21 protein-coding genes are annotated in these 20,879 nt (G+C 65.7%); 9 read left to right on the top strand and 12 right to left on the bottom strand.

All coding sequences use genetic code 11. The features are described from left to right. Positions 1-3: 3 nt before the first annotated feature. From AC5LXK_RS09085 to AC5LXK_RS09125, 9 genes are all read right to left on the bottom strand, one after another. Entirely contained in the window at positions 4-1,926 is a 1,923-nt protein-coding gene (locus tag AC5LXK_RS09085) for an extracellular solute-binding protein (protein ID WP_493388557.1), read from the bottom strand. A 241-nt stretch (positions 1,927-2,167) separates the two neighbouring features. Then, positions 2,168-4,966, bottom strand: a complete 2,799-nt coding sequence (locus AC5LXK_RS09090; protein WP_493388558.1) for a TonB-dependent receptor — start codon at positions 4,964-4,966, stop codon at positions 2,168-2,170. Between the two features lie 316 nt (positions 4,967-5,282). Continuing rightward, on the bottom strand, positions 5,283-5,858 hold the full coding sequence (locus AC5LXK_RS09095; protein WP_493388559.1) for a helix-turn-helix domain-containing protein: 576 nt from the start codon (positions 5,856-5,858) through the stop codon (positions 5,283-5,285). Between the two features lie 299 nt (positions 5,859-6,157). Further along, entirely contained in the window at positions 6,158-7,348 is a 1,191-nt protein-coding gene (locus AC5LXK_RS09100; protein WP_493388560.1) for a tetratricopeptide repeat protein, read from the bottom strand. A gap of 16 nt (positions 7,349-7,364) precedes the next feature. After that, the gene (locus AC5LXK_RS09105) at positions 7,365-7,796 is read right to left on the bottom strand and encodes an ExbD/TolR family protein (protein ID WP_059663605.1); all 432 of its coding nucleotides are present in this window, start codon (positions 7,794-7,796) and stop codon (positions 7,365-7,367) included. A gap of 217 nt (positions 7,797-8,013) precedes the next feature. Then, positions 8,014-8,436, bottom strand: coding sequence for an ExbD/TolR family protein (locus AC5LXK_RS09110; protein ID WP_493388561.1), 423 nt, complete (start codon positions 8,434-8,436; stop codon positions 8,014-8,016). Between the two features lie 20 nt (positions 8,437-8,456). Continuing rightward, positions 8,457-9,365: a MotA/TolQ/ExbB proton channel family protein gene (locus tag AC5LXK_RS09115; protein ID WP_493388562.1), complete on the bottom strand. Its 909-nt coding sequence runs from the start codon at positions 9,363-9,365 to the stop codon at positions 8,457-8,459. A gap of 86 nt (positions 9,366-9,451) precedes the next feature. After that, a complete protein-coding gene (locus tag AC5LXK_RS09120; protein ID WP_493391210.1) occupies positions 9,452-10,147 on the bottom strand; it encodes an energy transducer TonB in 696 nt (231 codons plus the stop codon). 844 nt (positions 10,148-10,991) lie between these two features. Next, the gene (locus AC5LXK_RS09125) at positions 10,992-11,480 is read right to left on the bottom strand and encodes an aminoacyl-tRNA deacylase (RefSeq protein ID WP_493388563.1); all 489 of its coding nucleotides are present in this window, start codon (positions 11,478-11,480) and stop codon (positions 10,992-10,994) included. A 456-nt stretch (positions 11,481-11,936) separates the two neighbouring features. On the opposite strand from AC5LXK_RS09125, the gene AC5LXK_RS09130 reads away from it, so the two are divergent. Continuing rightward, entirely contained in the window at positions 11,937-12,224 is a 288-nt protein-coding gene (locus AC5LXK_RS09130) for a YciI-like protein (protein WP_069745317.1), read from the top strand. A gap of 13 nt (positions 12,225-12,237) precedes the next feature. Here the strand turns inward: AC5LXK_RS09130 and corA are convergent, their stop codons facing one another. Beyond that, a complete protein-coding gene (gene corA, locus AC5LXK_RS09135; RefSeq protein ID WP_493388564.1) occupies positions 12,238-13,215 on the bottom strand; it encodes a magnesium/cobalt transporter CorA in 978 nt (325 codons plus the stop codon). Between the two features lie 200 nt (positions 13,216-13,415). Here corA and cydX point away from each other — a divergent pair, with 200 nt between their 5' ends. Both cydX and AC5LXK_RS09145 read left to right on the top strand, forming a co-directional pair. Continuing rightward, positions 13,416-13,562, top strand: a complete 147-nt coding sequence (gene cydX / locus AC5LXK_RS09140; RefSeq protein WP_493388565.1) for a cytochrome bd-I oxidase subunit CydX — start codon at positions 13,416-13,418, stop codon at positions 13,560-13,562. Further along, a complete protein-coding gene (locus AC5LXK_RS09145) occupies positions 13,559-14,176 on the top strand; it encodes a P-loop nucleotide/nucleoside kinase family protein (RefSeq protein ID WP_493388566.1) in 618 nt (205 codons plus the stop codon). Before cydX ends, AC5LXK_RS09145 begins: the two co-directional genes overlap by 4 nt. Before the next feature lie 102 nt (positions 14,177-14,278). Here the strand turns inward: AC5LXK_RS09145 and AC5LXK_RS09150 are convergent, their stop codons facing one another. Next, positions 14,279-15,379, bottom strand: coding sequence for a saccharopine dehydrogenase family protein (locus AC5LXK_RS09150; RefSeq protein WP_493388567.1), 1,101 nt, complete (start codon positions 15,377-15,379; stop codon positions 14,279-14,281). Between the two features lie 248 nt (positions 15,380-15,627). Here AC5LXK_RS09150 and AC5LXK_RS09155 point away from each other — a divergent pair, with 248 nt between their 5' ends. The 4 genes from AC5LXK_RS09155 to AC5LXK_RS09170 all read left to right on the top strand — a co-directional run bounded on the left by AC5LXK_RS09155 (position 15,628) and on the right by AC5LXK_RS09170 (position 19,013). Continuing rightward, positions 15,628-16,410, top strand: coding sequence for a COG4705 family protein (locus AC5LXK_RS09155; protein WP_493388568.1), 783 nt, complete (start codon positions 15,628-15,630; stop codon positions 16,408-16,410). Positions 16,411-16,448: 38 nt separating this feature from the next. Then, on the top strand, positions 16,449-16,889 hold the full coding sequence (locus tag AC5LXK_RS09160; protein WP_493388569.1) for a hypothetical protein: 441 nt from the start codon (positions 16,449-16,451) through the stop codon (positions 16,887-16,889). A 94-nt stretch (positions 16,890-16,983) separates the two neighbouring features. Beyond that, positions 16,984-17,649: a response regulator gene (locus AC5LXK_RS09165; protein WP_493388570.1), complete on the top strand. Its 666-nt coding sequence runs from the start codon at positions 16,984-16,986 to the stop codon at positions 17,647-17,649. Beyond that, positions 17,625-19,013 carry a sensor histidine kinase gene (locus AC5LXK_RS09170; RefSeq protein WP_493388571.1) on the top strand — a complete coding sequence of 463 codons (1,389 nt, stop codon included), beginning with the start codon at positions 17,625-17,627 and terminating at the stop codon, positions 19,011-19,013. The genes AC5LXK_RS09165 and AC5LXK_RS09170 overlap by 25 nt, the downstream gene beginning before the upstream one ends. A 24-nt stretch (positions 19,014-19,037) precedes the next feature. Here the strand turns inward: AC5LXK_RS09170 and AC5LXK_RS09175 are convergent, their stop codons facing one another. Continuing rightward, positions 19,038-19,502, bottom strand: a complete 465-nt coding sequence (locus tag AC5LXK_RS09175) for an Lrp/AsnC family transcriptional regulator (RefSeq protein WP_006481526.1) — start codon at positions 19,500-19,502, stop codon at positions 19,038-19,040. Positions 19,503-19,757: 255 nt separating this feature from the next. Between AC5LXK_RS09175 and AC5LXK_RS09180 the strand changes: the two genes are divergently transcribed. Both AC5LXK_RS09180 and AC5LXK_RS09185 read left to right on the top strand, forming a co-directional pair. After that, positions 19,758-20,300 (top strand): Spy/CpxP family protein refolding chaperone, encoded by a 543-nt coding sequence (locus AC5LXK_RS09180; RefSeq protein WP_493388572.1) that lies wholly within the window; start codon positions 19,758-19,760, stop codon positions 20,298-20,300. Between the two features lie 133 nt (positions 20,301-20,433). Continuing rightward, positions 20,434-20,865, top strand: coding sequence for a PGDYG domain-containing protein (locus AC5LXK_RS09185; protein ID WP_493388573.1), 432 nt, complete (start codon positions 20,434-20,436; stop codon positions 20,863-20,865). Positions 20,866-20,879 lie beyond the last annotated feature (14 nt).

A 20,879-nucleotide genomic window follows, 5' to 3' on the forward strand; every position in this document is an offset into this window, starting at 1 on the left:
CCGTCAGGCCGCCGGTGCGGGTTGTGCCGCCGGCTTCTTCACGTACCAGTAGTCGATGATCCAGTCCTCGTACTGATAGGAGTCCGGCACGATGTCCGGATGGCCGAGCGTCGCCTTGTACCCGATCCGTGCGTTCGGCAGGTAGTACTGCGGGATGAGCACGTACAGGTTGATCAGCACGCGGTCGAGCGCATGCGTGGCCGTCTCGAGATCGTCGAGCGTGTCGGCCGCGAGCGCCGCGCGAATCAGTGCATCGACGGCCTTCGACTTCACGCCGGGATAGTTCTCCGAACCCGGCTGCGACGCGGCCGCGCTGCCGAACCGACGCGTCAGCTCCGCACCGGGAATCGTCACGGGCAGGTAGATGTACGTCGTCATGTCGTACTCGAAATTGTCGAGCCGCTTCAGGTAGACGGCGCTGTCGATCTCGTGCAGGTACGCGTGGATGCCGAGCGTCGCGAGCGCCTGCGTGTACGGCAGGATCAGGCGGTCCATGCCGGGCTGGTCGTCGATGATCTCGATCGTCATCGGCGTGCCGTTCGCATCGCGCAGCGCGCCGTCGCGGTAGTGCCAGCCGGCCTGATCGAGCAGGTCGCGCGCTTCCTTCAGGTTCGCGCGCAGCGAGCCGGGCGGCAGCGTCGACGGCTGGCCGATCATCGGGCCGAACACGGCCGGCGGCAAGGTCGACCGGTACGGTTCGAGCAGCGCGAGCTCCTTCGCGCTCGGCATGCCGGACGCCGCAAACGGGCTCGCCTCCCAAAAGCTGCTGGTGCGACGGTACTGCCCGTAGAACATCATCCGGCTCATCCAGTCGAAATCGAACGCCAGCGCAAGCGCATGCCGTACGCGTACGTCCTGGAACATCGGCTTGCGCAGGTTCATCAGGAAGCCCTGCATCTGCGCGGGGCCGTCCGGGAATTCGCCCTTCTTCAGCATGCCGTTGCGGAAATTCTTGCCGACGTACTTGCGCGCCCACTGCGTCGAGCTGTACTCCATCCGCGCGTCGACATCGCCGGCCTTGAACGCCTCGAGCGACGTGTACTCGTCCAGGTACAGCTTGAACGACACGGTGGCAAAGCGGAACATTCCGCGCCGGGACGGCAGGTTCGCGGCCCAGTAGTGCGGGTTGCGTACATAGCGGATCTGCTTGTCGTTCCGGCGCTGCTCGATCAGGTACGCACCGCTCGCGATCGGCGGCACGGTCGCGATCTGGTCGAACGGCGGCCGCGTGCCGTCCGCGCGCTGCCCCCATTTCGGCGAGAACACCGGCAGGTCGCCCGCGATCAGCGCCGCGTCGCGCTCCGCGTGCTTGAACTCGAAGCGGATCGCGTGGCTGTCGAGCACGACCGCGCGCTTGATGATCGAGAACTGCGCGTTGTAGAGCGGTGACGCCTGCGGGCTCGTCAGCGTGTCGAACGAATACTTGACGTCGGCCGCGGTGATCGCGTCGCCGTTCGAGAAGCGCGCGGCCGGGTTGATGTGGAACGTCGCCGACAGCCGGTCCGGCGCGACCTCGACGTCGTCGGCGATCAGCGCGTATTCGGATGCGAGTTCGTCCCAGCTGCGCTGCATCAGCGTGTCGAACATCAGGTTCTTGATGTCGGGCGCAGGCGCACCGCGCACGAGGAACGGATTGAGCGAATCGTAGCTCTGCGCTTCATCGTAGTTTTCGAAATTGAGCGTACCGTTGTCGGGTGCGTTCACGTCCGCGTAGTCGAAATGCGTGAAGTCCGGCGGATATTTCGGCTGGTCGTATTGCGAGATCGCCGGAACCGCAAACGCGGCCCGCGGCATTGCACCGCCCGACACGAGCAGCGCCGCGCACGCGAACAGCGCTGCACGCACGCCGTTGCGCATTCGCGCGTGCATGCGCACCGGGCGCGTGTGGTGCGACACGCGTGGCCATCGCCAATTCAACAGTCTCATGGTCGGTCTGTCCGGAAGCGTGCGGGCGCGAAGCCTGCGCGCGGTCGATGCCTGTGCCGGACGCCGCGTACCCGCCGCGTCCCGCCGGTAGTTCATGTTGCCAACGATCGAATCCCTGCGCCGTCGCGTGCCGCGATTGCGGGCCCGCATGGCGCCAGGCGAAAAAGGGCCGCTCCAAAGAAAGGGGGGGTTGTGGACGTGGAGCGGCCCGTCCAAGCCTGTCAATCCATCGCAGCCTCCGTCAGAACTTGTACGTCGCGCCGACCTGCGCGAACCGGCCGATGTACGAATACACCGATGTGTCGTACCCGCTCTGGTCCAGCGTGCCGTTCGCGAAGATCGGGTCATACGGCGGCGTGCGGTTGAAGATGTTGTTGATGCCGCCGTAGATCGTCCAGTTCTTGAAGCCCGTGTACGACATCATCAGGTTGAACTGGCTGTACGACCCGACCTTCGACGGCGCGGGCGCCGGCGTGAGGTTCTGCGCGTACGGGCCCGTGAACTGCCACGTCAGCGCCGTATCGAACTTGCGGTAGTTCCAGTCCAGCGTCGTGTTGCCGCGCCAGCGCGGGAAGCTGCCGCCGAACGGCTGCGAGAGCGTGAAGTTGTTGCCCGCGCCGTTGACCGGCGCAGCACCCGGGAAACCGATCTTGTAGCTGTTGACGTACGCCCAGTCGCCCGACAGCGTGACCGTGCCCCAGCCCTTGAGCGGCAGGCCCTGGCGGAACGTGCCTTCGAAGCCGTTCGTGTCGAGGTAGCCGAGGTTCTGGTACGGGATCACCTTGTACAGCAGCTGACCGGTGGTCGGGTCGGTCACGACCTGCGACGGCGTGCCCTGCCCGATCACGTTGTCGATGCGGATCTTGTACCAGTCGAAGCCGAGATCCGTGTAGCGGCTCGGCGACAGCTGGAAGCCGATGTTGAAGTTGCGCGTGCGTTCCGGCGCGAGGTTCGGGTTGCCGACGGTGATCGACGTGTAGTTCTGGCCGGTGGTCGGGTCGACCTGGATACCGAGCGTCTGCGACTTGCTGTCCTCGACGAAGGTCGGCGCGCGGAAGCCGCGGTTGTACGACGTATACAGCGTGAGCGCCTTGATCGGCTGGTATCGCAAGGCGAAGCGCGGCGAGAAGGCGCCGCCCACGTCCGTGTAGTGATCGTAGCGGCCCGACTGGCTGAACGTCAGGTTTTCGATGATCGGCACGTTGATCTGGTAATAGACGGCCGCGACGTTGCGCTGGCCGTTCACCGTCTCCAGGTCCGGCGAGATGACGGCTCCGCTCAGGTACTCGGAGCCCGGCGTCAGCGTTTCGCTCTGATGCGTGAACTGCGCGCCGAAACCGATGCCGACGTCGCCCGCCGGCAGATGGAACAGGTTCGGCGTCGACACCGTCGCGTCGATCGTGTCGAGCTTCGAGATGCCGAGGTTGTTCGCCTCCTGGTACAGCCCGTTGAATGCGTTCGGCGTCGCCGCCGGGTTCGCGAAGTTCAGCGCACCATTCTGGTAGATGTTGGTCAGCGCGTTGACGTTCAGCTGGTTCGTGAACACGTTCGACACCGTGCTCTGCGAATGGCTGACCGACGTCGCCCAGTCCCAATCACCGTACGGCAGCGTAAACGACCCCTTGATGCCGGCGGCCGCGCGCCAATAGTTGGCCCAGGTCTTCTGCGCGACCGTGTTCGGAAACGCGTAGGTGAGCGGCGTGGCCGCGCCCGTCGTGTTGTACGGGTTGCTGACCGGCACCGTGAAGTTGAACGGCGACAGCAGCTTCGTCTGCGGATTCCAGACGAGCGCCGGGTTCTGCGAATTGCCGATCACGTTGTTCCACAGGCCGTCGTTGGTCGTGGTCGTGTTGTAGCTCTCGAGGAAATCCGCGAACGCGGTCGTCTTGTCGTCGATCTTGAAGTCCGCATGGAGCTTCGCGTTCAGGCGCTCGGTCATCGGCAGGATCGACGTACTTTCCGCCGTGTTGTACCCGCAGACCGTGCCCGGCAACCCGGCCGACAGCGAATTCGACGCAGCCGGATGAACCGAACCGCCGAACGGGCACCCCCCGCTCATCGCCTGTGCGACGCCGCCGGGCATGTTCCAGTACGACGGCGCGAGCAGCGAGAGGCCGCCCGGCTTGCCCGTGAAATCCTGGTTGCGGGTCGAATCACGGTCGGCCAGCGTGAAGCCGTTCGACTTGTAGTAGCTGAGCGCGGCCGTCACGTTGAAGCGGTCGGCGTTCAGGTCGCCAAAGCCGCCGAGCACGCCGAACTTCACCGTGCCGTCGCCGTTACCGCCGTTGAGCGCGCTGCCGAGGCTGCCGTCGAGCTGCAGGCCGCGGAAATCGTGTTTCGTGATGATGTTGACGACACCGCCGATCGCATCCGAGCCGTACTGCGACACGGCACCCGTCTTCACGATTTCGATCCGTTCGATATCGTTGAGCGGAATCGTGTTGAGGTCGAAGAACGAATCGACGCTGTTCGAAAAGAACGCATACGGCGCGACACGCTGGCCGTCGACCATCACGAGCGTGTACTTCTCGGACAGGCCGCGCAGCGCGATGCCGGCCGCGCCGGCCGCGAAGTTGCCCGATTGCCCTTCGCCCCAGCTGTTCGCCGAGTTGGCCGCCGCATCGCGCAGGAAGTCGGTGACGCTCACCGCACCGCTGGCCTGGATGTCCTTCGGCGTGATCGTCTGCACCTGCTGGAAGCCGGTCTTGTCGGCCTGCCTGATCAGCGAGCCCGTCACTTCGAACCGCTTGATCTGTGCGACCTTGCCCTGCCCGTTCGCGCTCGGCGTGGCAGGCGTGGCGGCGGCTGACGCGCCGGATGCCGCGTCGGGCGCCGCAGCACCCGTTGCAGCGGCGGTGCCCGTCGTGCCGCCCGCCTGCGCGACGGTCACCGGTGCCCCGGTCGCAACCGCATCCGCGACCGCGACGGCGCCCGGCGCCGGCTGGCTCTGGGCGAATGCCGACGGCGCCAGTGCGGCCGTCAACGCGAGTTCCGCCCAGACTATCCTCTTGATGGCCAACGCCAACACTCTCTGCTTCATCTTGTTCCCTCTCGCTCGTAGTAAGACCCCACCTGCCGTACGCCGGAACCTTGTGAATTCCTTGCGTGTCCTGGGTGCCCGTGTACCGGAACCCGCGATTGCCACTCTTTCGACTGCCATGACTCGAACGGATCGCCTCGGGCACCAGCGCCTTTCTGCACGATCGCTTTTTCTGATTTTGATTCGCCATACTAATTACCTACATTGAGCGTACTGCCTGCTTCCTCCCGATTCGACGGATGCCGACTCATGGCGCCTGCCGTTCCTCCGATCGGGTATTTCTCCTTCGTCGCGGCCCGAAGCACGGCCGCCGCCGCTAGAACAGCCTCGGCGTGCCGACCCAGACGATCACCGCCTCTTCGTCGGCCGTGTTGCGCCACGCATGCGACATCGTGGATTCGTAATGCGCGGTATCGCCCTCGTTCAGCGTGAACGTGCAGTCCTCGAGTGTCAGCGCGACCTGCCCGCGCACCACATAGACGAACTCCTCGCCCGCATGCGTGGTCATCTCGGACGGCATTTGCCCCGCCGGCATCCTGACGAGGATCGCATCGATCTTGCGGCCGTCGACCAGGTTCGTCAGCCTGGCGAACAGGCTCGCCGAGTTCGCGAACTGGAAATACTGCAGCGCGTTTCCGCGACACACCGAGCGCGCTTCCGTCGGCGTGTCGATGAAGTACTGCATCGTCACGCCCAGCGCCTTCGCGATCCTGACCAGCGACGTGATGGACGGCGTTGCGCGCCCGCGCTCGACCTGCGACAGGAACGGCTTGGAAATGCCGGCAATCCTTGCCGTTTCGTCGAGCGTGAGTTTCAGGCGCTGACGCAGCCCGCGGATCTTGTTGCCTAGCGACACGGCGACGAGCACCGACTCATCAGGGGGCACAACCATGGAAGGACGGAGCCTCGCAGTCGAAATCGGTTTGATGTCGGCATTCCTTGACCGATGCAACGATGCGCACGGCCCGGCGCGATACCCGCCTCCGCACGGCTGCCGCGTGCGAGCGGCGCGCGGCGCGGCACGGCATCGACGCGATTCCCCGGCACGCGCATCGCATATTTCATTCGGTTTACTAAATAACAAGGCTGCCCCTTTTCCTCGTCTGACCCGACCTTCATGCACCGGCACGTCGCGACTGCACACCGCTTGCCGAGCGCGTCCGCGCCGTGCACCAGTGCCCTTTTGTTGCTTTACCGGGAAGCCACTGCCGTCCAGAGCCTGGCCAGGTCGCCGGAGCCGTCGGTACCCTTGACCGTGCGTAGCACCTGGACCGCGCGCGCCTTCTGGCCCGCGACGTAGTACGCCTCGCCAAGCCGTAATCGCGCCGCGTCGGGATGCTCGAGCCCGCCCTTCGCGATCGCCTGCTCCATCATCGGCAGCCCCTGCTGCGCACGGCCCGCGAACACGAGGTTCATGCCCGTGTCGAGCGGCGTCGCCGGCGTCGCGGCATCCCCGCCCGATTGCGCGCGTTTCGCGGCCAGCGCCTGCAGCCGTTTCTCGCGGTCCGCCTGCGCGTCCTTGCCGAGTACGCCGGACGCGAACCCCTGGTCGATCACCTGCTTGCCTTCGGCGGGCGATCCCGCCACCAGCGCGAGCTGCGTCATCTCCATGTACGCGTCGGCCGTCGTGAGCGATCCCGTCGCGCGGCGCAACCGGTAGATGTCGAGGTCGAGCGACGACAGATACCCGGGGGTGCCGCGGATGGCCGTGATCATTTCGTCCCAGTACGCAGGGCTCGGATGGTAGGCCACCAGCAGCCCGAGCGCGCCGCGATACGCGTTGCCGTCCTTCACTTTCTGCGCGCACGTCGCGAGCATCTGCAACTGCCCCTCGTCCGGCGCGTGTCCGCCGTTCGCCTGCGCATCGGTGCTCGCCTTCAACTGGCTCACGACGGGTGCGCAATCGTTCGACAGGTAATACGACTGCGTGAGCAGCGTGCGCATTTCAGGATCCGTGCCGCCTGCCTTCAGGTAGCGCTGCGCGGTCCGGATCGCCAGCGGATAGTTCTTCTGCTGGAAGTAGATGCCGGCGAGCGCCGCGGTCGTCCGCTGCTCGTCCTCGCCCGACAGCCGCCCCGAGTTCAGCACGGTCTCGTACGCCTGCGCGGCCGTGCCCGAATCGCCGGCCGCCATGGCCGCCGCACCGCGCATCTCTTCCACCATGTACGTTTCGTACGGTGTCCGGTTGGGCACGGCGGCCGCCTGGGCGATCTTGCCGAGCGCGTCGCGATACTTGTGCGCCCGGTACAGTTCCTGCGCCGCCGCGAGCGGCTTTGCCACGTCCGGCCGCAACGCGTCCGCCGGCAACGCCGGCCGGCCGAGCGTGCATGCCGCGCCGAGCGCCGTCACTGCCACCATCCGTTTCCATCGTCGCTGGTTCATCGGCTCGTCCGTTTCGTCATTGCATGAACTGTTCGTTACCGATCAGGCCGATCTTGGTCGCGCCCACGCGTTGCGCCGACGCCAGCACGGCCGCCACGTCCTTGTACGGCACCAGCTTGTTCGGTCGCAGGTGGATCTCCGCCTGCACGGGTTCCGCCGCGACCTGGGTCAGCTTCGCCTCGAGTGCCGAACGGTCCGGCACCGGTGCGCCGTTCCACGTCGTCGTGCCGTCGAAGTCGATGTCGATCTGCACGACTTCCGGCGGCGTGGCCGGTGGCGGCGGGTTGCCGACCGGCAGGTCCATCTTCACCGAATGCATCTGGATCGGAATCGTGATGATCAGCATGATCAACAGCACCAGCATCACGTCGATCAGCGGCGTGGTGTTGATGTCGACCATCACTTCCGGTTCCGCATTGCTCCCGCCCGAAGGCACATTCATCCCCATCGTCGACTCCTGTCGATCTGCGTTAGCGCTTTAGCGCTTACGCAGATCCCATGCTTCGCGGTCGACCCGCGTTAGCGCTTTAGCGCTTACGCGGGTCCCATGCTTTGCGGTCGATCTGCGTTAGCGCTTACGCAGATCCCATGCTTCGCGGTCGATCCGCGCTGGCGCCTCGACGCTTACGCAGATCCCGTGCTTTGCAGCCGATCCGCATTGGCGCCTAACCGCCGCGTGCCGGCGGCTCCGTAATGAATGACAGCTTCGCGATCCCCGCGCGCTCGCACATCGTGACCACCCGCCCGATGAACTCGTAGCGCGTGTTCTGGTCACCCCGCACGTGGACGCTCGGCTGCGGCTGCTGCTGCGACACGTCCTTCAGCTTCGCGAGCAGCGTCGGCGCATCCACCAGCCGCTCGCCCCAGAAGAAATCGCCATCGCGATTCACCGCGATCTCGACGCTTTTCGGCGTCGTCTGCAGCGGCTGCACCGCCTCTTTCGGCAGTTGAAGCTGGATCGTGTGCGTCACGACCGGAATCGTGATCAGGAAGATGATCAGCAACACCAGCATCACGTCGACGAGCGGCGTCGTGTTGATGTTGGCGATCACCTCGTCGCTATCGTCCTGCCCGACGTTCATGGCCATCGCGCGTCTCCGTCAGCCGGTCAGTTCGCGAGCGACGCCGCCGGCGACGACGCGCGCACCGGACGACGGTTGCCGGCCAGCAGCACCGTGTGCAATTGCGCGCCGAAGTTGCGGACCCGCTCCATCACCGACTTGTTGCGCCGGACCAGGAAGTTGTAGCCGAGCACCGCCGGCACCGCGACGGCGAGGCCGATCGCGGTCATGATGAGCGCCTCGCCCACCGGGCCCGCGACCTTGTCGATCGAAGCCTGGCCCGCGATGCCGATCGCCGTCAGCGCGTGATAGATCCCCCAGACGGTGCCGAACAGCCCGACGAACGGGGCCGTCGAGCCCACCGTGGCCAGGAACGCGAGCCCGTCCTGCATCCGGTTCGACACGTTCGTGATCGAGCGCTCGACCGAGACGTCGATCCACGTGTTGCGGTCCACCGCTTCGAGCAGCGCATCTTCGTGATGCTCGCCGGCCTCGATCGCGGTTTCGGCGATGAACCGGAACGGCGACGCCTCGTCGAGCATCCGGGCGCCTTCGGCCAGCGACGGCGCGGTCCAGAGCTGCGCGTCGGCCAGTTTCGCGCGACGATTCGCACGCAACTGCTCCAGGAATTTCGTGACCATGATGTACCAGCTGCCCATCGACATGATCACCAGCAGGATCAGCACGAACCGTGCGACGAAATCGCCGTTCTTCCATAGCGCGCCGAGCCCGTACGGATTCTCGACCGCTACCGTCGTGGCCGGTGCGGGCGGCGGGGCCGGCTCGGCGGCGACCGGAGCCGGAGCCGGCGTGGCCGACGGCGCGGCGGCCTGCGCCGTTGTATCGGCCGCCCCGCTGGCCTGCGCATGGGCGAGTTGCGGCGCAACGAACCCGTCGACCACGGCGACGGACATCAACATGCTTGCCGCCAGCGCGGCCAGTGAACGCTTCGTCATACCCCACTCCAGTTCTTTCGTTGAACTTAATACCTAAGTTCGAGTCGGTTTTCCCCGACCCGGCTCGTGCCGGGCCGCCCACTGCATCAATTCAGATTGAACGAGAACGGCACCTGGACCCGCACCGACTGGCCCTGTGCAACGCATTTGAACCGCTTCACGGTGTTGTACGCGGCGCGGTCGAGGATCGGATCCGCGGACTGCGCGACGCGCTCGTTCGTGATGTTTCCTTCGGCATCCACGACGAACTCGATGGTCACGTCACCCGTGATGTTGTTTTCCTGTGCTTCCTTCGGATACTGGATCGACGCGCGCAGCGTGTCCGAATTCGGGCAGACGACTCCGACGTCATGGCTGACCGGCTTGGCCGCCGGAGGCGCCACCACCGGCGCCTGCACGGCCGGCGCGGAGGGCACCGGGGCCGACTGGTGCGTGATCGTCGCCTGCGGCGGCGCCTGCACCGGCACCTCCGGCGGCGGCACGAACGGCGGCGGCGGCGGCGCGAATTTCGGCGGCGGGAGTTTGACCACGGGCATCGGCGGTGGCGGCGGCGGCTTGACCGGCTCGATGATGCGGGTTTCGATCGGATGCTGGATCACCTGCACGACTTTCGTCGCGAGGCCGTTGAGTAGCGCGTAGATCAGCACTGCATGCAGCACCAGGACGATCCCGATGCCGCCGAACCGGCGCACCGGATTCTGCTGCTTCCTGCCGAACTCTCGCGGACGCCCCAGCGTGGCCAGTCCACTGTTCGAAGTAGCCAGATGTTCTTCGACTTTCATGCCCACCATCCATCCCCCAAGCGATTCGCCCAGTTTCGGGTTGCGGCCGGCAGCGCAGCCAGGTCGGCATCGCCACCGCATCACCCCGAAAATTTCATTTCAAATTCAATTAGCAATCCGAATTGAAAGAATTACATTCGAATTCCAATTCATTCTTTTTCAAGGAATCGTTCCGGCCGGCGCGGTTCGGATTTACACCGGAATACCACGCACCAGCACGGTCAGGCAATTGTCAGCTGAGCTGGCGCAACCTCGTATTTCGTATGACGATTCGCCGTTCGTTACGCGGTGATGTCATTGGCGCCGTTCACTTGGGTGCAGAAGATAGCAAGGAAAAAATTTTGCCGTCAAACTTTATTTGATGTCCGAATACAAAGTTTGGAGGGTTTATTCAAATAATATTCCAGTAAGCACAAATCAAGTTTTCGTTATTAATTCGGTAATTGATTTGTATGGATATATTAGAATCCGGATATTAAATCCTTCCGACATAAATATCCGCATATTTACCGCGCCGCACCAAAATGATCGGCCCCGGAGGCATCGGGCCGAACGTTTCGCGCCATCTCGCCAACGCCGGCAACGGTCGTTCGAGACCTCTGGTCACCGGTACGGAATCGGCCGACATCGCCTGCCGCATCACGTCGACGGCAAGCGCTGCCTCATGTAAATCGCTATGGAGTCCGATTCAAAAGACAAGACATGGCGAATCATCGATACACGAAAAATCACTTCGCATATCGAATTAACAATCTTGAACAACAATATTTCGCCGCACACATGACCACTCATCGGCGCGCAAGCACGCGCACCGCCCTTGCGCGTCATTGCGATGACCGCATCGTCAGGACAGCATCATCCCCTGCATCTTGTGCGAGAAATGCGCGCGCTCGGCCGTTTCCATCAGCATCAGGAATTCGTCCTGCATCATGTGGATCAGCGCTTCGTGGTCGCCGGCCTCGAAATAGACTTCCGGCTGCTGCGCGAGACGTTCCTCGAGGAACGTCTTCATTCCGTACGCCATGCAGACCGGCGGCAGCGCGCCCATGTCGCAATCCTTGAACAGCTCGCGCAGTTCGACCTCCCGGGCAAGCACGAGATGGCGTCCCGTCTTCACCCACAGATCCGACAGACGCACGGCGTGCGTCGTCGGCAATACGGCGGCGACGTAGCCCTCGTCGTCCTCGAAGAGCACGGTTTTCGCAAGGCGGTCGCCGGGAATGTGCGCGGCGGCGGCCGTCTCCATGCTCGTGTGGCTATACGGGTGGTACACGACTTCGTACCGCGATGACTTCTGGCGCAGGCAATCCTGCAGGGTGGCTGATACGGGCATGGCACACCTCGTCTGGGCGAATCGGGCGAACGGAGTTCGCTCCGGATTCGTTCAGCATAGGTCGCATTCCGGCCGATGGAAACGCCCTCGCGCGGCGCCCGCTCGGACGGCCCGGCGCCGGGTTACGGTTCCTCGTCCTCCGCTCCGGCGGCCCTCGCCGGCATGTGAAATCCAGCCCCGGGATGCGCTTGGCGGGCCCTCTTTTCCTGCAGACAATTCGATGGAACGTGGCATGCGTCGGCGAATACGCCCGTCAATTTGACGACGGCGAAGTACCTGACCGTTAGTTGCATTTATGGAGATCAGCTCGGGAAAGTCGGCCACGGCATGCGCAAAAAGACGACGCGTCGATGTCCGCCGGCACGCCGGCAAACCACGCCGCCCAGGGCTTCCCCGGTGACCTATACTGAGCCGGCCGCCGTCATCCCGCGGCGGCAACCGACTCCTGGAGCGATCATGCATTACCAGTTGATCTACGATCTCGTCGACGATTACCTGTCGCGGCGCGAACCGTTCCGTGCGCAGCATCTCGCGCTCGCGCAAGCCGCGACCGAGCGCGGCGAACTCGTGCTCGCCGGCGCGCTGGCGGATCCGGCCGACCAGGCCGTGCTCGTGTTCGAAGGCGATTCACCGGAAGCGGCCGAATCGTTCGCGCGCGCCGATCCGTACGTGCAGAACGGCCTCGTGAAGTCGTGGCGCGTGCGGCCGTGGCGCGTCGTGATCGGCAAGCACGCGCCGCGCTAGGCGCGCAGCACGCCTACAGCCACCCTGCCCGCTTGAAACGCCACCACAGCGCGAAGTCGGCGACGACCATCGCCGCAATGCAGCCGTAGAAGCCGTATTTGAGGTGCAGTTCGGGCATGTTCGCGAAGTTCATCCCGTAGATGCCGGCGATCATCGTCGGTATCGCGAACAGCGCGGCAAACGAACCGAGCCGCTTCGTCACTTCGCTCTCGGCCAGCGAAATCATCCCGAGATTGACCTGGATCGCGGTGACGACCATCTCGCGGCGCCCTTCGATGGTCTTCACGATCCGCTGCAGATGGTCGTACACGTCGCGGAAGTAAGCAGCCATCCCGCTGCAGACCTGCGGCACGCGCCCGCCGGTGAGCTTCGCGAGCGGCTCCATCAGCGGCGCCGTGTGCTGGTACAGCAACACGAGCCGGCGCTTCAGCGAATAGAGATCCTCGATGATCGCGCGCGACGACGCCGGCGTCGCCTTCGCGAAGATGCGGTCCTCGAGCTCTTCGAGCTCGGTGCCGAGCGTTTCGAGGATCGGGAAATAGCGGTCGACGACCTGGTCCATCAATGCGTAGAACACGAACGCCGAACCCTCCTGCAGCAGATGCGGTTCGCGCTCGCAACGCTTGCGTACCTCGCGGAAATCCTGCTCGGAATGGTTGCGGATCGACAGCACGTAATTCGGGCCGACGAACACGTTCAGTTCGCCGACCTTGAATTCGTCTTCTTCGTCGAGCTCGACCGTGTGCAGCACCGCGAACAGCGAATCGCCGTACTCCTCGATCTTCGGCCGCTGATGCCCCTTGCGGGCGTCCTCGAGCGCGAGCTCGTGCAATCCGAACTCCTCGCCCATCAGGTCGATTTCCTCGGGCGTCGGATCCTTCAGCGCGACCCATACGAAGCATTCGGGCTTCGACACGTAATCGCTGATCGCGTCGATATCGATGTCGGCCAGCTTGCGGCCGTCCTGGTAAGCAGCACAGTTGATCAGCATGTTGTCCGTGACGTTGCGGTTTGTGCATCAGTTTACCGGTTTGCTGCACGGCCGGCCCGGCTTGCGCGGCACGCCGATATTGGTCATGATCGGGCTGCGTGCGCTGCAGCACGCGCACCGGGGCACTTCGACAGGCCCGCCGGACCTGCGTTGCGCGACGCGCAACGGCCGTGCGGCCCAACCGTCAAGGAGACAGACCTATGTGGTATTTCTCGTGGATACTCGGCATCGGCGTGGCACTCGGCTTCGGCATCATCAACGCGATGTGGCTGGAAGCTGAAGTGTTCTCGCGCGGCAACAAGCGCAGCGATGCGTCGAGCCAGGGGCCAGGAGGCAAGGTTTCGTGACGCACCTGGTGTTCTTCTGCGGCCACGCCGGCACCGGCAAGACCACGCTCGCGAAGCGGCTCATCGGGCCGCTGATGCGCGCGACGGGCGAAGCGTTCTGCCTGCTCGACAAGGACACGCTGTACGGCCGCTACAGCTCGGCCGCAATGGGCGCGCTCACGGAAGATCCGAACGATCGCGACAGCCCGCTCTACCTCAAGCACCTGCGCGATCCCGAATACCACGGCCTGCTCGATACGGCCCGCGAGAATCTCGCACTCGGCATCGGCACGATCGTCGTCGGCCCGCTGTCGCGCGAAGTGCGCGACCGGCGCATCCTCGATCGCACATGGCTCGGCATCGGGCCCGACGTCACGCTGACGGTGGTCTGGGTCCACACGTCGGAAGACGTCGCGCACCAGCGGATCGTCGCGCGCGGCAATCCGAACGATGCGTACAAGCTCGAGCACTGGGACGAATACCGGCAGCGCCGCTTCGTGCCGACCGGCCACGAATGCGACGGCATCGTGATGTTCGACAACACCGCACCGTCCGACACGGACGTGGATGCGCTGCTGTACCGCATCGCGCCGCCGCCACAACCCGCAGCGATCGTCCCGCCGCTGCCGGCCTGAGCGCGCCGCCCGGCACCCTTCCCGCTTCCCCCAAAAACAACGCCGGAAGCGCTGCTGCGCTCCCGGCGTCGTACGGCCCTCGTGACCGAGGCTGGCAGGCGATCAGGCAACCGCGTGCATGCGCTCCATCGTGCCGCCTTCGTACAGCTTGCCGAAGCGGTTCGACAGGAACGCCTTCAGCGACACCTTTTCCTGCGGGATGAAACCGCTCTGCGGCAGCTTCTTCTCGCGGAACAGATCCAGCACCGCGCACATTGCGCCGGCCGTCGTGATCTGGATCGCGCTCATGTGCATCCCGCACACATCCTTCGCGAAGATCTTGCGCGTGAACACGTCCTGCACCAGCTGGCCGTCCTTCACGCCCGTCACCGTGACGAACACGAGCACGACGTCCTGCTTCGTCGACGGCACCGCACGGCGCATGATCGACTTCAGCGTGTCGCGGTCGCTCGACAGGCGCAGGTCTTCCAGCAGGAACTGGACGAGTTCGCGGTGACCCGGGTAGCGCACCGACTTGTAGTCGAGCGTCTCGACCTTGCCCGACAGCGTCTCGCACAGCGTGCCGAGGCCGCCCGACGTGTTGAACGCTTCGTATTCGGTGCCGTCGAGCGAGAAGTGCTCGAGGCCTTCGAGCGGCTGCACCCACTGCTTGCGGCCGTCGCGGATCGCTTCGCACGGCTGGCAGTATTCGTTGATCAGGCCGTCGACGCTCCACGTCAGGTTGTACTTCAGCGCGTTGGTCGGATACTCGGGCAGCGCGCCGACGCGCATCTTCACGTCGCGCACTTCGCTGAAGCCGTTCACGAGTTCGTGTGCGGCGATGCCGATGAAGCCCGGTGCGAGACCGCATTGCGGCATGAACGCACGGTCGGAGCCGTCGGCCAGTTCGCGGATCGCGTGGGTGGCGCGCACGTCTTCGGTCAGATCGAAGTAATGAACGCCGGCAGCCTTCGCAGCGGCAGCGACATTGACCGCGAGGTAGTACGGCAGTGCGTTGACGAGCGCATCGAAGCCCTTCACGGCTTCGCGGATCGCATTCGCGTCGGCCGAATCGACCCGTTGCGTCGCGATGCCTTCGCGCGACAGCTTCGCGAGCGCATCCGCATCGCGGTCGAACGCGACGACTTCGTAGTCGCCCGTTTCACGCAGCATGTGAGCAATGGTGTGGCCGATCAGACCTGCGCCGACGATGGCGATTTTCATGCGCTTATCTCCTGATGATGGGTTGGTGTTGTGAGCGGCGTTGAGCCATGAACACAGTGTAGGGACGCGCAAAATCAGTTCCAAGACGAAGAATGATGCGAAACGACCGATAATTTCGACGTTGTGACTACATATTTCGTCGAAACGACGAAACGAGGATTTTTCACCTGCTGCCGGCCTGCTATGGCTGGCCTAAGTCTTCCGTTTCAGACTGCATGCCGACCACCCGATTTCCAAGGAGGCATCGCATGCAATCCCCGCCCGTCCCTCGCACGTCGCACTGGCTGAACAAGGTGCCCGACGTCGCGCTGTCGTTCTGGATCATCAAGATCATGTCGACCACGGTCGGCGAAACCGGCGCCGACTTTCTCGCGGTCAACGCCGGCCTCGGCCAGACCGTCACGCGCATCGCGATGGCGTCGCTGCTCGCGGTCGCGCTGTGGCGGCAGTTGCGCACGCGCCGCTACGTGCCGTGGGTCTACTGGCTCACCGTGGTGCTGGTCAGCATCGTCGGCACGCAGATCACCGACCTGCTCACCGACGGCCTGAACGTCAGCCTGTATGCAAGCACCGCCGCATTTGCCGCCACGCTCGCCGCAATCTTCTTCGTGTGGCATCGCGTCGAAGGCACGCTGTCGATCGACACGATCGTCACGCCGCGGCGCGAGCTGTTCTACTGGGCCGCGATCCTCTGCACGTTCGCGCTCGGCACGGCCGCCGGCGATCTCGCGACCGAGGCGCTCGGGCTCGGCTTCACGCTCGGCGCGCTGTGCTTCGGCGCCTTGATCGCCGCCGTGTTCGCGATGTGGCGACTCGGCGCCAATGCAGTACTGGCCTTCTGGATCGCGTACATCCTGACGCGCCCGTTCGGCGCATCGCTCGGCGATCTGCTCACGCAGGCCCGCGCCTATGGCGGGCTCGGTTTCGGCGCCGCGTGGACGAGCCTGCTGTTCCTCACCGTGATCGTGCTGCTCGTCGCCGTCGCGCAGTTCGGCAGCGGCCCGCACACGCGTGCCGGCACCGCCGAATGACGCCCTTTCCCTTCCGTTCATCGAATCGAGGACATGCCATGCGCACCCCGTATTCCGTTTCCCGTCTCGTCGTTGTCTCCGCCGCACTCGCCGCGCTCGGCATCGCCGCCGGCTGCTCGAAGCAGCAGGAAGCGAACGCATCGACGTCGGTGCCCGCCGTTGCCGCGGCATCGTCTGCCGCGCCCCGCGCGTCGAAGCTCGGCGACCTGTCGCAGTTCCGCGCGATCGCCGCCGACGTGAACACGCTCGTCGCCAAGGGCGACCTGCCCGGCGCGAAAACGCGCATCAAGGATCTGGAGATCGCGTGGGATTCGGCCGAAGCCGGTCTCAAGCCGCGCGCGGCCGCCGACTGGCACATGGTCGACGGGGAAATCGACCGCGCACTCTCCGCGCTGCGCGCCGCCCATCCGACCCAGGCGGATTCGGCCGCGGCGATGAAGAACCTGCTCGCGGCTTTCGACCGGTTCAGCGGCAAGTAAGCGCGGACGGGCGATATGCCGGGCGCGCCGCACGTGACGCGCGCCCGGGAATCGCATACGCTGGCGGCGACCGCGCGGCACGGAGAACACACGCATGCGAATACTGCTCGTCGAGGACGACCCGATGATCGGCGAGGCCGTCCATGCCGCGCTGAAGGACGCGTCGTACGCCACCGACTGGGTCACCGACGGCCGGCACGCGCTGACCGCGTTCGCCGCACAGCCCTATGACCTGATCCTGCTCGACCTCGGGCTGCCCGGCCGCGACGGGCTCGACGTGCTGGCCGGCATCCGCGCGAAGGACGCCGGCGCGCCGCTGCTGATCGTCACCGCGCGCGACGGCCTCGACGATCGCCTGCGCGGGCTCGACGGCGGCGCCGACGACTACATCGTGAAACCGTTCGAGATGGCCGAGCTGCTCGCGCGAATTCGCGTCGCGATCCGGCGCCGCGCCGGTTCGGCCGCACCGCTGCTGAGCAACGGAATCGTGTCGCTCGACCCGGCCACGCGCGAAGCGGCCGTCGACGGGCAGGCACCGGTCGCGCTGTCGAACCGCGAGTTCTCGCTGTTGCGTGCGCTGCTGGTGCGCCCCGGTGCAATCCTGTCGCGACGCGAGCTCGAGGATCGCCTGTACGGCTGGGGAGAAGAAGTCGAAAGCAACGCGGTCGAATTCCTGATCCACTCGCTGCGCCGCAAGCTCGGCAGCGCCGTGATCAAGAACGTCAGGGGGGCGGGATGGATGGTTTCAAGAAACGCCTGAACGAATCGATCGGGTTTCGGCTGTCGGTCGCGCTGTCGGCAGCGATCCTCGTCGTCGCGACGGCCGCGGCGGCATTCGCGTTTTCGTCGGCGTTCGACGAAGCGCACGAATTCCAGGACGATGTACTGCGCGAGGTCGCGACGCTGCTCGACCATCAGCGCACCCCCTCGCCCCGTGCCGCCGGCGCCGGGCCTGCGCATGAAAGCGACGAACTGTCGCGCGTGATCGTGCAGCCGCTAGGCGATACGCCGCAACCGGGCGCCGACGGCACACCGCGGCTCGCGCTGCCCCCGACGCTCGCCGACGGGCTGCATACGATCGATGCCGGTGGCAGCGAGTATCGCGTGATGGTCCATACGTTCGCGAACGGCAAGCGGATCGCGGTCGCGCAGGACGCCGGCATGCGCGACGACGTCGCCCGCGAAAGCGCGTGGCGCACCGCGCTGCCGCTCCTGATCCTCGTGCCGATCCTGCTGCTGCTCGTCGCCGATCTCGTGCGCAAGCTGTTCCGGCCGGTGGCCGTGCTGTCCGCCGGCATCGACGCACGCGACGACCACGACCTGCGCCCGGTGCCGGCAGAGCACGTGCCGGTCGAGGTGCGGCCGTTCGTCGTCGCGATCAACCGGATGCTCGCGCGCGTCGCGCAATCGGTCGACGCGCAGCGCCGCTTCGTCGCCGATGCCGCGCACGAGCTGCGCTCGCCGCTCACCGCGATGTCGCTGCAGGCCGAACGCCTGGCCGACACCGACCTGCCGGACGATGCGCGCGCGCGGCTCGCCGCGCTGCGCGGCGGGCTCGACCGCAGCCGCCACCTGATCGGGCAGCTCCTCGCGCTGGCCCGGGCGCAAAGCGCACCGGCCGCCCCGCCCGGCGCCGTGTCGGTCCATGCGATCTACCGCCGCGTACTGGAAGACCTGATGCCGCTCGCCGACGCGAAGACGATCGATATCGGCATCGAAGACGGCCCGGACACACAGGTGCCCGTCGACGAGCTCGAGCTCGCATCGCTGGTCATGAACCTGGTCGACAACGCGATCCGCTACACGCCGTCCGGCGGGCGCGTGGATCTGTCCACGCAACGCACCGATACGCATGCGTGCGTGACGATCGCCGATAGCGGGCCCGGCATTGCGCCGCACGAACGCGAGCGCGTGTTCGATCCGTTCTACCGCGTGCCCGGCAACGTGCAGATCGGCTCCGGGCTTGGCCTGTCGATCGTGAAGATTCTCGCGGACCGGATGGGTGCCGACATCGCGCTCGCGTATGCGGACGAACAGGCGTCGCGCGGGTTGCGCGTAGCGGTGCGGATTCCGCTTGCAAGGCTGCCCGGCGCGGCGCAGTCCGGCCGCCGCACCGACGGCTGACCCGACGACAGGCGCACCGGAACGTCAGCCGCCGATCGTCCCGCGATCGATCTTGCGCGACAGGATGATCGATGTCGTCGTGCGCTCGACGCCTTCGAGCGTGCCGATCTGGTCGAGCAGGTCGTTCAGCCGTTCGGGCGAATCGGCGCGCAGCCACGCGACGTAGTCGTACTCGCCGCTCACCGCGCACAGCAGCTGGACTTCCGGCATCCGGTCGAGCTTGCGCAATACGTCCTTGCCGAACTTCGGCGTGAGGATGATGCCGACGTACGCGTAAATACTCGCGTCGAGCACGTCCTGCCCGAGCCGGACGCTGTATCCGGCGATCACGTTGGTGCGTTCGAGCCGCGCGATGCGTGCGACGACCGTCGTGCGCGCGACGTCGAGCTGGCGCGCGAGATCCGCGACGCTGGCGCGCGCATCGGCTTGCAGCAGTGCGACGAGTTGCCGGTCGAGATCGTCGAGCTGGTCGAGGCGGGGTGGACGCATGAGCCTGGGCCGGCGCGCGACGCGCCGGCTGAGTGAAAGGTGACGCGATGATAGCGCCGAACCCCGGCCTGCCCAAACGGCATCGCCGGAATCCGATCCGAACCTTTCAATTTCGATTCGTATCGGATGTAAGCAAGTGTCGCATTCACTGCCGCACTGCACGCAACGTGCTACTAATAGCGGGCGACGCGAGATGCGCGCTTGCGGCAGTTGCCGCCGCGCCCGCTCGCACGACACCACCCCGGAGAGCCAACCATGAAGAAAATCTCGCTCACCCTCGCTACGCTCGCCGTTGCAGCCAGCGCCTTCGCGCAAACCCCGGCGCAGCCGCAAGCGCCCGCCCAGGCCATGACGGCTGCAGCATCGGCACCGAGCGCCGAACAGCGCACGGCACGCCACGAAGCGCGCGTCGAGCAGCGCATCAAGTACCTGCACGACCAGTTGAAGATCACGTCGGCGCAGGAACCGCAATGGAAGACGTTCGCCGACACGATGCGCGACAACGGCGAAACGATGGGCCGCCTCTACAAGGAACGGATGGCCAAGCACGACGTGTCAGCGCTCGACGACATGAAGCAGTATGCGGACCTGTCGCAGGCGAACGCCGACGGCGCGAAGAAGCTTGCCGACGCATTCGCGCCGCTCTACGAGAGCTTCCCGGCCGAGCAGAAGGCGCTGGCCGACACGACGTTCCGCAGCTGGCTGCACCATGGCGGCGAGCACCGCAAGGGCAAGGCGAAGGGCAAGGAAGGCAAGGCGGCAGCCGCGCCGGCCGCGAGCGCCCCCGCCCAGCCCTGACGCCCTCCCCGCCGGCGCCGTGCTGCCACCCGGGCCTAACGGCGCCGCGCCTCTGCCGGCGATCGGCGCGCCACACGGCGCGCCGAATTCGGGATAAGCTCCGGGCTTTTCCAGCTTTCCCGCACTTCCCGCCATGCTCGAACTCAAGCAACTCGATCTGCGTACCGATCCGCAGGCCCGTCGCGTCGTCAAGGACGAAACCGTCGCCGTTTCCTTCGCGGATGCCGACGGCGAACTGATGAGCCTCGAAGGCCCGAACCGCTATGCGGCGGGCGACGCATTGATCACCGGATCGACCGGCGACCGCTGGGTCGTGTCGCGCGCGCGCTTCGACGCCAAATACCTGCCCGCCGATCCGGCACTCGCGCACGGCGCACCGGGCGCCTACCGGAACCGGCCGGCCATCGTGCTCGCCCGCCGGATGGACGAGCCGTTTACGATCGCCCGCTCGGAAAACGGCGACACGCTGCGCGGCGTCGCCGGCGACTGGGTCATGCAGTACGCACCCGGCGACTACGGTGTCGTGCAGGCGCAGCGTTTCGCGCAGGTCTACCGCGACGCGTAATGCGCCGCGCCGGC

It is taken from the genome of Burkholderia pulmonis, assembly GCF_984667975.1.

Coding starts and splice junctions, on each gene's coding strand:
- AC5LXK_RS09125 (WP_493388563.1), bottom strand. CDS start 11,480: ATGCCCGTATCAGCCACCCTGCAGGATTGCCTGCGCCAGAAGTCATCG.
- AC5LXK_RS09185 (WP_493388573.1), top strand. CDS start 20,434: ATGCTCGAACTCAAGCAACTCGATCTGCGTACCGATCCGCAGGCCCGT.
- AC5LXK_RS09115 (WP_493388562.1), bottom strand. CDS start 9,365: ATGACGAAGCGTTCACTGGCCGCGCTGGCGGCAAGCATGTTGATGTCC.
- corA (WP_493388564.1), bottom strand. CDS start 13,215: ATGCTGATCAACTGTGCTGCTTACCAGGACGGCCGCAAGCTGGCCGAC.
- AC5LXK_RS09150 (WP_493388567.1), bottom strand. CDS start 15,379: ATGAAAATCGCCATCGTCGGCGCAGGTCTGATCGGCCACACCATTGCT.
- AC5LXK_RS09175 (WP_006481526.1), bottom strand. CDS start 19,502: ATGCGTCCACCCCGCCTCGACCAGCTCGACGATCTCGACCGGCAACTC.
- AC5LXK_RS09095 (WP_493388559.1), bottom strand. CDS start 5,858: ATGGTTGTGCCCCCTGATGAGTCGGTGCTCGTCGCCGTGTCGCTAGGC.
- AC5LXK_RS09155 (WP_493388568.1), top strand. CDS start 15,628: ATGCAATCCCCGCCCGTCCCTCGCACGTCGCACTGGCTGAACAAGGTG.
- AC5LXK_RS09160 (WP_493388569.1), top strand. CDS start 16,449: ATGCGCACCCCGTATTCCGTTTCCCGTCTCGTCGTTGTCTCCGCCGCA.
- AC5LXK_RS09085 (WP_493388557.1), bottom strand. CDS start 1,926: ATGAGACTGTTGAATTGGCGATGGCCACGCGTGTCGCACCACACGCGC.
- AC5LXK_RS09110 (WP_493388561.1), bottom strand. CDS start 8,436: ATGGCCATGAACGTCGGGCAGGACGATAGCGACGAGGTGATCGCCAAC.
- AC5LXK_RS09130 (WP_069745317.1), top strand. CDS start 11,937: ATGCATTACCAGTTGATCTACGATCTCGTCGACGATTACCTGTCGCGG.
- AC5LXK_RS09170 (WP_493388571.1), top strand. CDS start 17,625: ATGGATGGTTTCAAGAAACGCCTGAACGAATCGATCGGGTTTCGGCTG.
- AC5LXK_RS09120 (WP_493391210.1), bottom strand. CDS start 10,147: ATGAAAGTCGAAGAACATCTGGCTACTTCGAACAGTGGACTGGCCACG.
- AC5LXK_RS09165 (WP_493388570.1), top strand. CDS start 16,984: ATGCGAATACTGCTCGTCGAGGACGACCCGATGATCGGCGAGGCCGTC.
- AC5LXK_RS09105 (WP_059663605.1), bottom strand. CDS start 7,796: ATGGGGATGAATGTGCCTTCGGGCGGGAGCAATGCGGAACCGGAAGTG.
- AC5LXK_RS09100 (WP_493388560.1), bottom strand. CDS start 7,348: ATGAACCAGCGACGATGGAAACGGATGGTGGCAGTGACGGCGCTCGGC.
- AC5LXK_RS09090 (WP_493388558.1), bottom strand. CDS start 4,966: ATGAAGCAGAGAGTGTTGGCGTTGGCCATCAAGAGGATAGTCTGGGCG.
- cydX (WP_493388565.1), top strand. CDS start 13,416: ATGTGGTATTTCTCGTGGATACTCGGCATCGGCGTGGCACTCGGCTTC.
- AC5LXK_RS09180 (WP_493388572.1), top strand. CDS start 19,758: ATGAAGAAAATCTCGCTCACCCTCGCTACGCTCGCCGTTGCAGCCAGC.